The following is a 12,782-nucleotide window of genomic DNA, read 5'->3' on the forward strand; positions in this document are numbered from 1 at the left end:
CGTGAGCTGCATAAACAGCCGGATCACGACGCGCCGCGAATGTGAGCGAACCACGCCGGAATCGGTGCGAACGGCACTCTCACCCCGTCTCACGAGGCGACGGTGCCGCTCGCTCCACCCCCGCGCTGGGTGCGAACGGCACGTTCGCCCCACCACACGAGGCGAGAGGGCCGTTCGCCCCGTGTGGGATCGCGCCGGAGTTTTCAGAGGGCATTTGGGAACTGGCTTGTGTGCCCGTAGGGCACGGTCATACGTGATCAGCCTCGGCAGGGTGAGGAGCTCCGACGTTCGGAGTTCGTGCCTCGCAAGGCTGGGGTTCTCGCCGCGTACGTGTGGTACTCAAGAGGACCCCAACGCGGCGAGGCGCGAACTGGGGCGGCGGTACCGGACCACCTCCCCAAGTTCCACAATGCGCTCTCAGGGCTCGTCGAACTCGCCGTCTTTGGCTCCCGCGACGAACGCGTCCCATTCCTCGGGCGTGAACACCAGCAGCGGCCCCGAGGGGTCGGCCCCGTTGCGCATGCCGATGTAACCGTCGACGAAGGCGATCTCGACACCGGGCTCGTCGTCCTCGGTGCTCGTGATCCACTCGGCGCCGGTGAAGTCGAGTCGGCCCCGGACGTGGAACTTGTCGTCGTGGATGTGCTCGTTCACCCCGCGCAGCCTAGCTCGCACCCTGCGTGAGATTCGCGGGCACCGTCATGCGGCCGACGCCGTGGCCCGGTACCGACACACTGCTGCCCGGCGCGCGGTGCGCGCCGGGCAGAAGTCGAGTCCGCGTGACTCAGCGCTGGGTCCAGGACATCAGGCCCCGGAGCTTCTTGCCGACCTCTTCGATCTGGTGGGCGTTGCCCGCGTCCTGCAGCTTCTGGAAGTTCGGGCGCCCTGCCTCGTCCTCACCGACCCACTCCTTGGCGAAGGTCCCGTCCTGGACCTCCGCGAGGATCTTGCGCATCGACTCCTTCACGTGCTCGTCGATGACGCGCGGGCCCCGCGTGAGGTCTCCGTACTCGGCGGTGTCGCTGATCGAGTACCGCTGCCCGGCGATGCCGCCCTCCCACATGAGATCGACGATGAGCTTGAGCTCGTGCAGCACCTCGAAGTAGGCGATCTCGGGCTGATAGCCCGCCTCGACGAGCACCTCGAAACCGGTCTGCACGAGCGCCGAAGCACCGCCGCAGAGCACCGCCTGCTCACCGAACAGGTCGGTCTCGGTCTCCTCGGTGAACGTCGTCTTGATGACCCCGGCGCGGGCACCGCCGATGCCCGCGGCGTAGGCGAGCGCGAGCTGCTGGGCGCTACCCGACGGGTTCTGCTCCACGGCGATCAGGCACGGCACGCCCTTGCCGTCGACGAACTGGCGACGCACCAGGTGCCCCGGCCCCTTCGGCGCCACCATGGCGACGTCCACATCGGACGGCGGCTGGATGAGCCCGTAGCGGATGTTGAAGCCGTGGCCGAAGAACAGGGCGTCGCCGGACTTCAGGTTCGGTGCGATGTCGTCGGCGTAGATCTGGCGCTGCTTGGTGTCGGGAGCCAGGATCATGATCACGTCCGCTTCCGCGGAGGCTTCCGAGGGAGTGACCACGCGCAGGCCCTCTTCCTCGGCCTTGGCGCGGGACTTCGAACTCTCCGGCAGTCCGATACGGACGTCGACGCCGGAGTCGCGCAGGCTCAGCGCGTGCGCGTGCCCCTGGCTGCCGTAGCCGATGATGGCGACCTTGCGGCCCTGCACAATGCCGAGGTCGGCGTCGGAGTCGTAGAAGATCTCGGTGGCCATGTCTGTTCGTCGTCCTCTCTCAAAATTCCCCACGGGCGCGTAGGCCCGCCGGTCACTCGTGTTCGCGGGCACGCGCTCGGCGCCCGCATGGCGTTGTCAGCGCACTGCGGTGGCCGTGATCGAACGGGGACCGCGTCCGATCGCGATGGTCCCGGACTGCACGACCTCCCGGACCCCGTAGGGCTCCAGCATCCGCAGCAGTGCGTCGAGCTTGTCGACGTCCCCGGTGGCTTCGATGGTCAGCGCCTCCGGCGAGACGTCGACGACCTTGGCGCGGAACAGCTGCACGGTCTCCAGAACCTGGCTGCGCACCGAGGAGTCCGCGCGCACCTTGACCATCAGCAGCTCCCGCTGCACCGCGGACTCGGGCTCCAGCTCCACGATCTTGATCACGTTGATCAGCTTGTTGAGCTGCTTGGTGACCTGCTCCAGTGGCTGCTCGGAGACCGAGACCACGATCGTCATCCGCGAGATCTCCGGGTGCTCGGTCGGGCCGACGGCCAACGACTCGATGTTGAAGCTACGGCGCGAGAACAGCCCCGACACCCGGGACAGCACGCCGGGAACGTTCTCCACCAGAACGCTCAACGTGTGGCGGCTCATGGCAGTCTCACCCCTCGTCCTCGTCGAACAGCGGACGGATGCCACGTGCCGCCATGATCTCGTCGTTGCCCGTGCCCGCGGCGACCATCGGCCACACCTGGGCGTCCTCACCCACCACGAAATCGATCACGACGGGTCGGTCGTTGATTTCCATGGCCCGCTGGATGACGCTGTCGACGTCCTCTTTGGACTCACACCGCAGGCCGGCGCAGCCGAGCGACTCCGCGAGCATCACGAAGTCGGGAATGCGGTGCTTGTGGGTGCCGAGGCCACTGTGTGAGTAGCGCTCGGCGTAGAAGAGGTTCTGCCACTGCCGAACCATACCGAGGTTGCCGTTGTTGATGACGGCGACCTTGATGGGGATCTCCTCGATGGCGCAGGTGGCCAGCTCCTGGTTGGTCATCTGGAAACAGCCGTCACCGTCGATGGCCCACACGGTGGTCTCCCCCATGCCGGCCTTCGCCCCCATCGCGGCGGGGACCGCGTATCCCATGGTTCCCAGACCACCGGAGTTCAGCCAGGTGCGCGGCTTCTCGTAGGAGATGAACTGCGCCGCCCACATCTGGTGCTGGCCGACACCGGCGGTGTAGACGGCATCGGAGCCGACGAGCGCGCCGAGCCGCTCGATGACGTACTCCGGCGACAGCGTGCCGTCGGACGGCCATTCGTAGCCGAGCGGGAACGTGCTGCGCCACCGTTCCAACTGCTCCCACCACGGGGCCAGGTCGGGCCGCCCGTGCTCCTCACTCGCCGCGGTGACGGCCTCGACCAGGTCGCCGATGATGTCTTTGCAGTCGCCGACGATCGGAACGTCCGCCGCGCGGTTCTTGGAGATCTCGGCCGGGTCGATGTCGGCGTGGACGACCTTCGCCTCGGGGGCGAACGTGGACAGCTGCCCGGTGACCCGGTCGTCGAACCGGGTTCCGAGTGCGATGAGCAGGTCGGAGCGCTGCATCGCGGCGACGGCGCCGACCTTGCCGTGCATACCGGGCATGCCCAGGTGCTGCGGGTGCGAGTCGGGGAACGCGCCGCGGGCCATGAGGGTCGTCACCACGGGGATCCCGGTGGCCTCGGCCAACTCGCGCAGCTGCTCGGTCGCGTCGGCCTTGAGCACGCCACCGCCGACGTAGAGGACCGGCCGATGCGACTGGCCGATGAGTTTCGCCGCTTCCCGCACCTGCTTGCCGTGCGGCTTGCTGGTCGGCTTGTAGCCGGGCAGCTTCGTCTCCGGCGGCCACACGAAAGAGGTGTTCACCTGCTGGACATCCTTGGGGATGTCGACCAGCACGGGCCCCGGGCGCCCGCTGGAGGCGATGTAGAAAGCCTCGGCGATGACGCGGGGGATCTCGGCGGGATCGGTGACCAGGAAGTTGTGCTTGGTGATCGGCAGCGTGATGCCGCAGATGTCGGCTTCCTGGAACGCGTCGGTACCGATCATGGACCGGGCCGTCTGTCCGGTGATCGCGACGATCGGGACGGAATCCATGTGCGCGTCGGCGAGCGCGGTCACGAGGTTCGTCGCCCCCGGGCCGGACGTGGCCATGCACACACCGACCTTGCCGGTGGCCTGGGCGTATCCGGTCGCCGCGTGGCCCGCTCCCTGCTCGTGGCGGACGAGCACGTGACGGACCTTCGACGAGTCGAGGAGCGGATCGTAGGCCGGGAGGATCGTGCCACCGGGGATACCGAAGACGACCTCGCATCCTGCGGCCTCGAGCGAACGCACGAGCGACTGCGCGCCCGTCGCCTTCACCGGGGAGCCGCTCGGGGGCGCGGGCTTGGGACGGTGTCCCGGCGGCGGAGCCGGAACCGGGTTCTGCCTGGTTTTGGCGCTGGTCATCGGATTCTGCCTTCTCGCCGAATCAGCGGGGTGGTGATGGGCAGGGCACGAAAAAACCCCCGGCGGCCACGGGTGGCCGCACGAGGGTCAGGCGCGTCGATGCTGCGTTTCCTAGGCGTCGACGCGCCTGGAAATTACGAGAAGCTCGTTGAGTCGCAGCATGCGTCCGAACCTAGACGCTCCCTCGCACGGAGTCAACCAGCGGGACATCGTTCCCGAATGGTGGACACGCCGGTGTGACCCGCCGTGCGCCCCGACCAGGTGGAGTGCGCTGCGACGTCGGGTGAGACCATCGCATCGTGAGCCAGTCCGCCGCAGATCCTGAGAACACCCACGCAGCCGATGAGGTCCCGCACCTCCAGGACCGCACCGTCGGCGAGTCGTCGACGGATCACGCCGAGACGACCGTGCTGACGGAGTCGGCCGGCACCGGCCACGACTCCGCGAGCGAGGAGTCCTCAGGGGCGGACGCCCCCGAGAACACCCCGGGCGAGGCTGCGTCCGAAGAAGCCGAGCTGGATGGGGCCGCGTCCGACGGCGCTGCCGGCTCCGGCGATGCGGAGGCCACTGCCGCGCCCGCCGCGGCGACCGCGATCGGCAACAAGGCGACCGCGGAGTACGAGACCGCCGTGCGGCGTCTCCCCGACAAGCTCACGTTCCGGATCACCGGCGCCTCGCTGATCGCGGTGATCATCGTGACGGTGTGCATGAGCCCGCTCGCCTTGTCGAGCTGGTGGCTGGCGCTGCTGTTCCTGGTCCCGATCGGGATGGCGGTCTGGGTGCTGCGGGTCCGCACGGTCGTCACGCCCGAATCCGTCGCTGCCTGCTCACTGACCCGCACGACCACCGTGCGCTGGGACGACGTCAAGTCGTTGCGCCTCGATGAGCGCCGCTGGGTGCGGTTGGTCCTCGCGTCCGGCCGGGAGGTCACGCTGCCCGCCGTGCGGGTGCGCAACCTCCCGAACCTGGCCGCGATGAGCGGCGGACGCATCGCCGACCCCGGCACAGAGGCGTGAGTCTTTTTGGTGGCTATGACCACTGAAAAGGCTCACGCCCGCGTCGGCCGGAATCGCACCGGCGCCTGCGAGGCAGCGTGTCACCGGGAATGCCCCGGCCGAGGCCGGGACCTGCGCCGGGAGTAACGTCCACGGCACCGCGACGTGTGCTGCGCCCACAAGGCGCGCTCTCGCTGCTCTCGGACACCGGGAAGGATCCAGGCCGCGATGCCCCCGTTGCGCTCACGCACCACCACCCACGGCAGGAACGCCGCAGGCGCCCGGTCGCTGTGGCGTGCCACCGGCATGACCGACAGCGACTTCGGCAAGCCGATCGTGGCGATCGCCAACTCCTACACCCAGTTCGTTCCCGGCCACGTACACCTGCGCGACCTCGGTGACGTCGTCGCGGGCACCGTGCGGGAAGCCGGCGGCGTGCCCCGTGAATTCCACACCATCGCCGTCGACGACGGCATCGCCATGGGCCACAGCGGAATGCTGTACTCGCTGCCCTCGCGCGAGATCATCGCCGACTCGGTCGAATACATGGTCAACGCGCACCAGGCGGACGCGCTGGTGTGCATCTCGAACTGCGACAAGATCACGCCCGGCATGCTCAACGCCGCCATGCGCCTGAACGTGCCGACGGTGTTCGTCTCCGGCGGACCGATGGAGGCGGGCAAGGCCGTCGTCGTGGACGGCGTCGCACAGGCACCGACGGACCTGATCACCACGATCGCCGCGTCGGCGAACTCGGCGGTCGACGACGAGGGGCTCGGCGAGGTCGAGCGTTCCGCGTGCCCGACGTGTGGCTCCTGTTCCGGCATGTTCACCGCGAACTCGATGAACTGCCTGACCGAGGCACTCGGACTCGCCTTGCCCGGCAACGGTTCGACGCTGGCCACCCACGCGCTGCGGCGAGAGCTGTTCGAGAACGCCGGACGCACGGTCGTGGAGATCGCGCAACGGTGGTACCGGGACGACGACGCCTCGGTCCTGCCCCGCTCGGTGGCGAGCAGGAAGGCGTTCGAGAACGCGATGGCCCTCGACATGGCGATGGGCGGCTCGACGAACACCGTCCTGCACGTCCTCGCCGCCGCGCAGGAGGGCGAGGTCGACTTCACGCTCGAGGATATCGAGCGCATCAGCCGCGCGGTGCCGTGTCTGTCCAAGGTCGCGCCGAACTCCGATTACCACATGGAGGACGTGCACCGCGCAGGCGGAATCACCGCGCTGCTCGGGGAACTCGACCGCGCGAGCCTGTTGCACCGCGACGTGAGCTCGGTGCACTCCCCCGACCTGGCGGGCTGGCTGTCCGAATGGGACATCCGTGGCGAGTCGCCGTCGACACGGGCGATCGAGCTTTTCCACGCCGCGCCCGGAGGGGTTCGCACGACGCAGGCATTCTCCACCGAGAATCGGTGGTCCTCTTTGGACACAGACAGCGAGGGTGGTTGCATTCGCTCCGTTCCGCACGCCTACACCGCCGACGGAGGACTCGCGGTGCTACGCGGCAACCTCGCCGAGGACGGCGCCGTCGTGAAGACCGCCGGGGTCGAGGAGGAGCTGTGGACCTTCGAAGGTCCGGCGCGCGTGCTGGGGAGTCAGGAACAGGCCGTCTCGGCGATCCTCAACCGTGAGATCCGGCCGGGTGACGTGCTGGTCATCCGGTACGAGGGCCCGGCGGGCGGACCGGGAATGCAGGAGATGCTGCACCCGACGGCGTTCCTCAAGGGCTCGGGCCTGGGCAAGCAGTGCGCGCTGATTACCGACGGCCGGTTCTCCGGCGGATCGTCCGGGCTGTCCATCGGGCACATCTCGCCGGAAGCGGCTCACGGCGGCGCGATCGGACTCGTCCAGGACGGCGACCGGATCCGGATCGACGTCCCGAGCCGGGAGCTGGAGTTGCTCGTCGACGACGAGGTGCTCACCGAACGCCGGTCCAAGATGGACGCCGCTGAACACCCGTGGCGGGCGGCCGACCGGGAGCGGCCGGTGACCACCGCGCTGCGCGCTTACGCGCGGCTGGCGACCTCGGCGTCCTACGGCGCCGTTCGCGATCTCGGCACATAGCGGATCGTTCTCGCCGAACACCGACCGCTCGGGTGGTCGCGGAACGCGCGACCACCCGAGGCGAGTCAGCGAAGCAGGAAGAAGACTGCGGCCGCCGAGCCCGCGGCGAGCAGCAGTGCGAGGAAACCGCTGACGAGTGGACGCCGGTACCAGGCGCGCCCGTTGTCGAGGGAGACCCTGCCGGGGCCGGTGAACATCAACGCCACCGCAGCGCAGAGCAGCAAGACCTCGAACTCGACGCCGCCGTCCGAGGCGAAGAACCCGGACTGGGCGTTCAGCGCGATCGCGGGCCCCATGACCCCGGCGAGCCCGGCGGCGCCGAGCGGAGTGAACAGGCCGAGCACGAGCAGCGCGCCTCCGCCGAGCTCGGCGGCTCCGGTCACCAGCGACAGAATGGCGGTCTGCTCGAAACCCATGGTCGTGAGGCTTTCGGCGAAGCCTTCGGTGCCGGGTCCGCCGAGCACGCCGAAGAGCTTCTGGGCGCCGTGCAGCCCGAAGATCACGCCGAGCGCGAGGCGAAGGACCAGCAGGCCGAGGTCCGCACCGCCGTGCCAACGGGCGCCGCGGTCGACGTCGTCGTAGAAGTCGAGGCCGCGTCGGTCGTCGTACACGCCGGGGTCCGCGTCGGTGTAGTCGGCGTCGACGGAGTCGTAGCTGCCGGCGCCGCCGGTCCGGATCTGTGTCGTCTGGGCCGACACCGCTTGTTGTCGGCCGGAGCGCGCACCGGCCGGAGCATTCTGGACGGTGCGATCGTCGGGGTAGCCGCCCGCGCCACCGGGGGGATCGTCGTGGGTGCTCACGATGGCTGAGAGTAAGGGATCGTCACCCTCTCGGGCGAGAGGTGGTCGGGAAACTCAGCAGCGCCGTGATGGCTTCGCAATGCGCCGGACCGCGTGCGTCAGAATGAACCGATGGGCGTGGAGTCGGTCACCGAGTTCGACGTCGTCGCAGGGGACGGCACCAGCGTTCGGGCGTGGGAGCATCGCGACGACACCGCAGAGCCGTCCACCGTGCTGTGGTGCCCCGGTCTCGGCGCGACCCCGGAGGCCTGGCCCGACCTGCTCGAATCGGGAGCCGTCTCGCACGTGGTGAGCTGGTATCACCGGGGCACGTTCGGCTCAGCGCGACCGGCGGTGCCCAGCCGCATCACGCTCGCCGAGCACGTCGACGACGCGCTCGCCGTGCTGGACCGCGCCGGGGTCGCGCGCTGCACGGTCGTGGGGTGGTCGGTCGGTGTCGGGGTGGCCGCGGAACTGGCGCGCAGGCGGCCGGACCGCGTGTCCGGGTTGTTGTTGATCGCGGGCACTCCGGGAGCAGGGTTCGAGGCGATGTTCGGCACGCTCGGGGTTCCTGCACCGTTGCGCCCACTCCTCGCCTCCACCGGCGCCATGTCGCTGCGGCTGCTCGGTCCGGCGCTGGACTCCGTCTTGCACCGCATGCCAGCCACGGAGCTGTCGGCGCGCTTGTTGCAGCACAGCGGTTTCATGCGGCCAGGCGCCGACCCGGAGCGCGTCACCGCCGCGATGCGGCGCTTCCTGCGGCACGACTGGGGCTGGTACTTCACGCTGGCCTTGGCGACCGGGCTCGCCGCCGCCGTTCCGCTGAACGCGGTGCGTTGCCCGATCACGTTGGTCGTCGGCCGCCACGATCTGCTGTCGGACACGCCGCGCGCGGTGGCGTCGGTGGCCGGGCTCGCACAGGCGCGGGTACGCATCTTCGACACCTCCCATTTCGTCCCGCTCGAAGCTCCTGCCGAGCTGCGGGACGAGCTGACCCTGCTGTTGCGGCGCGAGTTCGCGGTCGACTGCGCGAGGCTCGGCCTGGTTCCCGAGGACCTGCCCGCACTCGAGACGGACTAGCCGGTTCACCGAACCGGACGTCTCACCCCGCGTTCACCGGGGAATGGATACCCTCGGGCCTCGTGGCAGCCACTTCTGAGCGCATTCGCCGACTCCGCGCGGTGCTCGGCGTTCTCGTCGCGTCCGGCGCGCTGCTGGTCGGCTGCGCACAGTTTCCCGACCAGCACCCGACGAACTGGCGGGAACAGCCGTCGTTGGAACCGCAAGCGGGACCACAACCGTCGGTCGAGGGGCAGGAGCCGCCACCGCCGGAGCAGGGCAGCGACCCCGGCCAGCAGCAGCCTCCGCCGCCGGAAGGCTGTGCGGACCCGGACACCGCTGTCGTCGCGACCTGCCTCGCCCCGGTCGGGGCGGTCGCGGTTCTGCCGGACGGACAGGGCGCGCTGGTCGCCGAACGCGACACAGGACGCATCCTGCGGGTTCAGCAGGACGCCGAGCCGCTGGAGATCGCGCGGATCCCGGTCGACACGGCGGGCGGTGGTGGACTCACGGGGCTGGCGCTGTCCCCGTCCTACTTCGAGGACGAACTGATCTACGCCTACGCCTCGACGCCGACGGAGAACCAGGTGGTCCGGATCGCGCCGGGCGACCGGCCGAAGCCGATCCTCACCGGCATCCCGAAGGGCGCGTCGAACAACGGGGGCTCGCTGTTCTCCGACCCGGGTGGTGCGCTCATCGTCGCGACCGGGGACACCGGGTCCGTGGAGGCGGCGCGCGACCCGAACTCATTGGCGGGCAAGGTGCTGCGGATCGACGGTTTCGGAGGGCCCGCCGAGGCGAATCCGACGCCCGGCTCGCCGGTCGTGAGCTCCGGTCTCGCCTCCCCCGGCGGGATCTGCGGTGCCGCCGGGGGGTCGTATTGGGTGACCGACCGCGGCGGGCCGCAGGACGCGCTGCACCGGGTGACGCCCGGGGAGCCGATCGGCACTCCGGCATGGACGTGGCCGGACCGGCCGGGCGTGAGCGGGTGCGCCGCAGCGCCGGGAACGGTGCTGGTGTCGTTGAGCAACGCCTCGGCGTTGTACTCGCTGAACCCGGGACCGGGAGGAACGTTCACCGGCCAGCCCACCAAGGTCATGGAGAACACCTACGGCCGGTTCAGTGCCGCCGCGCTCGCGCCGGACGGGTTGTTGTGGCTGGGAACCGTGAACAAGGCTGGCGGCGAGCCCGTGTCCAGCGACGACCGCGTCATCCGAATCGAGCCCCCCTCAGGAGGGTCGGCAGGCAAGGATTGATCAGTCCCTCCTGAGGCACATGACCGCGGCGCGCAACGCCTCCATGGGGGGCGGTGGTCGGGCGACGGGCGGGCGGGTCGGCAGGCAAGGATTGATCAGTCCCTCCTGAGGCCAGTAACCGCGGCGCGCAACGCCTCCATCAGAGGGCATTTGGGAACTGGCTTTTGTGCCCGTAGGGCACGCCTCGCAAGGCAGGGGTTCTCGCCGCGTACGTGTGGTACTCAAGAGGACCCCAACGCGGCGAGGCGCGAACTGGGGCGGCGGTACCGGACCACCCCACCCAAGTTCCACAATGTCCTCTGAGGCAGGCGATGGGGGCGACGAGCGTGCCCGTCAGGGGCGGCAGCCTTCGGGGTTGACGGGACCCACGGCCGGTGGAAGCAGGCCGCAGACGTAGACGTCGATCCACCGCCCGTTGCCCATGGTGTTGCTGAACAGGCGGAACAGTGGCTCGATCTTGTCGATGCTCTGTCTCAGAGCCTGTCTTTGATCTTGGTTAGGGGGTGGGGGCCCGCGTTTGTGGGCGGGTCAGTCGTCGGCTCATCGTAGTGATCATGGCCCAGTTGATGAAGGCCTCGGAGTGTTCGGGGAGGCGTTCGTAGTCGCGGGTGTTGCGGCGGGCTTGGCTGATCCAGGCGAAGGTTCGTTCGACGACCCATCGGCGGTGCAGGGGCACGAACCCGGTTTGTTCGGCGAGTTTTTTCACGATCTCGACGGTGATGCCCAGGGTTGTTTTCGCCCAGGTCAGCAGGGTTCCGGTGTAGCCGCCGTCGGCCCAGATGTGGCGCACCCTGTGGTGGGCGCGGTGCAGCAGCGACAGCAGAGGGCGCCCGGCGGGCCGGTCCTGCAAGTTGGCGGCGGTGACCATGACGACCAGCAGCAGTCCCATGGTGTCCACGGCGATGTGGCGTTTGCGGCCGTTGACCTTCTTGCCGGCGTCGTAGCCGCGGGTGGAGTCACCGACTGTTTCGGCGGCGCGCACCGATTGCGCGTCGATGGCGGCTGCGGTGGGCCGCGGGCGCCGGCCGGCCTGCTGGCGGACCTGTTCACGCAGCGCATCACGCATTATTTCCACCGTGCCGTTCTCGCGCCAGCGAGCGAAAAAGCCGTACACGGTCTTGCAGGGCGGAAAGTCCACGGGAAGCGCGCGCCATTTCACTCCGTTGTCGGTGACGTAGCGGATCGCGTCGACGATGTCGCGGCGGTGGTGCTTCTCCGGACGCCCCCCGGCCGGGCTGGCACACGCCGCCGTGGGCAGCAGTGGTTCGATCACTGCCCACTCGGCGTCCGTCATGTCCGACGGGTAGCGGCGAATGCGGGCCGATGCGCTGGACGAAGGCGTCGTGGGGTACAAACTGAGTCGGGCCTCTGCTGTTAGTGATCATGACTGGCATCACGATCACTAGCAGAGGCCCTTCACATGCCCACCACCGGGATCCAAGACAGCCTCTCAGGTTCTGTTCGTTGCGGGCCAGTTGTCCGGCTACCCGCTCCAGCGCGCCTAAGGTCGGGCCGAGCTGCTGCTGGTTGTCGTCGACGAGGCCGCCGAGTTCGGCGCTGAGCTCCCGGGTGCCGTCGAGGAGTGTGGCGACGGACTCGCGACGGTCCCGTAGTTCACCGAGTAGCAGGTTCCCGTCGGCGAGGAGTCGTTCGAACTCGGCGTTGCGGTCGGCGACGGTGCCGCTCACCGACGACGTCTGCTCCAGAAGGGTCCGCAGCTCGTCGTCACGGCTGGCAATCGAGGCGCTCAGGGCCGACAACCCCTCAAGGGCTCCGCGGACCTCGTCCGGGGTGTCGCGGAAGGACTCGGTCAGCACGCGGAAGCTGCCCGCGAGCTGCTCGGTGTCGATCGAGCCGAGGTTGCGGCTGAGGTCCTGCAGGCCGGTGCTGAGGTCGTAGAGGCTGGCGGTGCGCTCTCTCGGGATCGGAGCTCGTAGCTCGGCACCGCCGCGCGGTTCGACAGCGAGATAGCGGTCGCCCAGGAGTCCTCCGAGCTTGATCGCCGCGGCACTGCGGTCGCCGACCCATGTCTCACCCGCGGTGAAGCTGACTTCGACGTGGTCACCGTCGAGTTCGAGGTCGGTGACCCGGCCGACCTTCACTCCCGCGACGCGCACCGGCGCGTCCACCGCGAGACCGGCGACCTCGGAGAAATGTGCGCGGTGTTCGGGTCCGTCGCCGATCAGCGGGAGGCTCTGCACGTTGAGGGCCGCGAGGATGAGCGTCGCGATGGTGCCGAGGCCGGCGACAGCCGTGGCGATGGGATGCCGATGGTGAGCCGTCCGCCACGTCCGCTGCACAGCACCTTCTCCCCGCCACTATGCCGTTACCGGAAGTTACTGATACTGGCGGTAACAGTCTCAACGACCACGAGGTGTGTCAACTGTCACCACGACC

10 protein-coding genes and 1 pseudogene are annotated in these 12,782 nt (G+C 69.1%); 4 read left to right on the top strand and 7 right to left on the bottom strand.

Features of this window, described 5'->3' with window-relative positions:
- Positions 1-417: 417 nt before the first annotated feature.
- The 4 genes from GIY23_RS17655 to GIY23_RS17670 all read right to left on the bottom strand — a co-directional run bounded on the left by GIY23_RS17655 (position 418) and on the right by GIY23_RS17670 (position 4,223).
- Positions 418-654, bottom strand: coding sequence for a DUF397 domain-containing protein (locus GIY23_RS17655; RefSeq protein ID WP_154077677.1), 237 nt, complete (start codon positions 652-654; stop codon positions 418-420).
- A gap of 130 nt (positions 655-784) precedes the next feature.
- Positions 785-1,780 carry a ketol-acid reductoisomerase gene (gene ilvC, locus GIY23_RS17660; protein ID WP_154077678.1) on the bottom strand — a complete coding sequence of 332 codons (996 nt, stop codon included), beginning with the start codon at positions 1,778-1,780 and terminating at the stop codon, positions 785-787.
- Positions 1,781-1,876: 96 nt separating this feature from the next.
- Positions 1,877-2,383 (bottom strand): acetolactate synthase small subunit, encoded by a 507-nt coding sequence (gene ilvN / locus GIY23_RS17665; protein WP_154077679.1) that lies wholly within the window; start codon positions 2,381-2,383, stop codon positions 1,877-1,879.
- A 7-nt stretch (positions 2,384-2,390) separates the two neighbouring features.
- Complete coding sequence (locus tag GIY23_RS17670; RefSeq protein ID WP_154077680.1) at positions 2,391-4,223, bottom strand: acetolactate synthase large subunit; 1,833 nt, start codon at positions 4,221-4,223, stop codon at positions 2,391-2,393.
- A 299-nt stretch (positions 4,224-4,522) separates the two neighbouring features.
- On the opposite strand from GIY23_RS17670, the gene GIY23_RS17675 reads away from it, so the two are divergent.
- Entirely contained in the window at positions 4,523-5,239 is a 717-nt protein-coding gene (locus GIY23_RS17675; RefSeq protein WP_154077681.1) for a PH domain-containing protein, read from the top strand.
- A gap of 207 nt (positions 5,240-5,446) precedes the next feature.
- Positions 5,447-7,291, top strand: coding sequence for a dihydroxy-acid dehydratase (gene ilvD, locus GIY23_RS17680; protein ID WP_154077682.1), 1,845 nt, complete (start codon positions 5,447-5,449; stop codon positions 7,289-7,291).
- Between the two features lie 65 nt (positions 7,292-7,356).
- Here the strand turns inward: ilvD and GIY23_RS17685 are convergent, their stop codons facing one another.
- Positions 7,357-8,091, bottom strand: a complete 735-nt coding sequence (locus GIY23_RS17685) for a DoxX family protein (protein ID WP_154077683.1) — start codon at positions 8,089-8,091, stop codon at positions 7,357-7,359.
- Between the two features lie 111 nt (positions 8,092-8,202).
- Between GIY23_RS17685 and GIY23_RS17690 the strand changes: the two genes are divergently transcribed.
- Entirely contained in the window at positions 8,203-9,150 is a 948-nt protein-coding gene (locus GIY23_RS17690) for an alpha/beta fold hydrolase (protein WP_154077684.1), read from the top strand.
- A gap of 62 nt (positions 9,151-9,212) precedes the next feature.
- Positions 9,213-10,385, top strand: coding sequence for a PQQ-dependent sugar dehydrogenase (locus GIY23_RS17695; RefSeq protein WP_228717366.1), 1,173 nt, complete (start codon positions 9,213-9,215; stop codon positions 10,383-10,385).
- A 496-nt stretch (positions 10,386-10,881) separates the two neighbouring features.
- On the opposite strand, the gene GIY23_RS17700 is transcribed toward GIY23_RS17695, so the two are convergent.
- Positions 10,882-11,679: an IS5 family transposase gene (locus GIY23_RS17700; RefSeq protein WP_154076931.1), complete on the bottom strand. Its 798-nt coding sequence runs from the start codon at positions 11,677-11,679 to the stop codon at positions 10,882-10,884.
- A gap of 205 nt (positions 11,680-11,884) precedes the next feature.
- Positions 11,885-12,685 (bottom strand): annotated as a pseudogene (locus GIY23_RS17705) (MCE family protein); the annotation flags it as partial.
- Positions 12,686-12,782 lie beyond the last annotated feature (97 nt).

Source organism: Allosaccharopolyspora coralli (assembly GCF_009664835.1).
GTDB lineage: Bacteria > Actinomycetota > Actinomycetes > Mycobacteriales > Pseudonocardiaceae > Allosaccharopolyspora > Allosaccharopolyspora coralli.

What these genes read in the sequence shown, in the direction of transcription:
- ilvC (WP_154077678.1), bottom strand. Translation starts at nt 1,780, where the DNA reads ATGGCCACCGAGATCTTCTACGACTCCGACGCCGACCTCGGCATTGTG.
- ilvN (WP_154077679.1), bottom strand. Translation starts at nt 2,383, where the DNA reads ATGAGCCGCCACACGTTGAGCGTTCTGGTGGAGAACGTTCCCGGCGTG.
- GIY23_RS17670 (WP_154077680.1), bottom strand. Translation starts at nt 4,223, where the DNA reads ATGACCAGCGCCAAAACCAGGCAGAACCCGGTTCCGGCTCCGCCGCCG.
- ilvD (WP_154077682.1), top strand. Translation starts at nt 5,447, where the DNA reads ATGCCCCCGTTGCGCTCACGCACCACCACCCACGGCAGGAACGCCGCA.
- GIY23_RS17690 (WP_154077684.1), top strand. Translation starts at nt 8,203, where the DNA reads ATGGGCGTGGAGTCGGTCACCGAGTTCGACGTCGTCGCAGGGGACGGC.
- GIY23_RS17700 (WP_154076931.1), bottom strand. Translation starts at nt 11,679, where the DNA reads ATGACGGACGCCGAGTGGGCAGTGATCGAACCACTGCTGCCCACGGCG.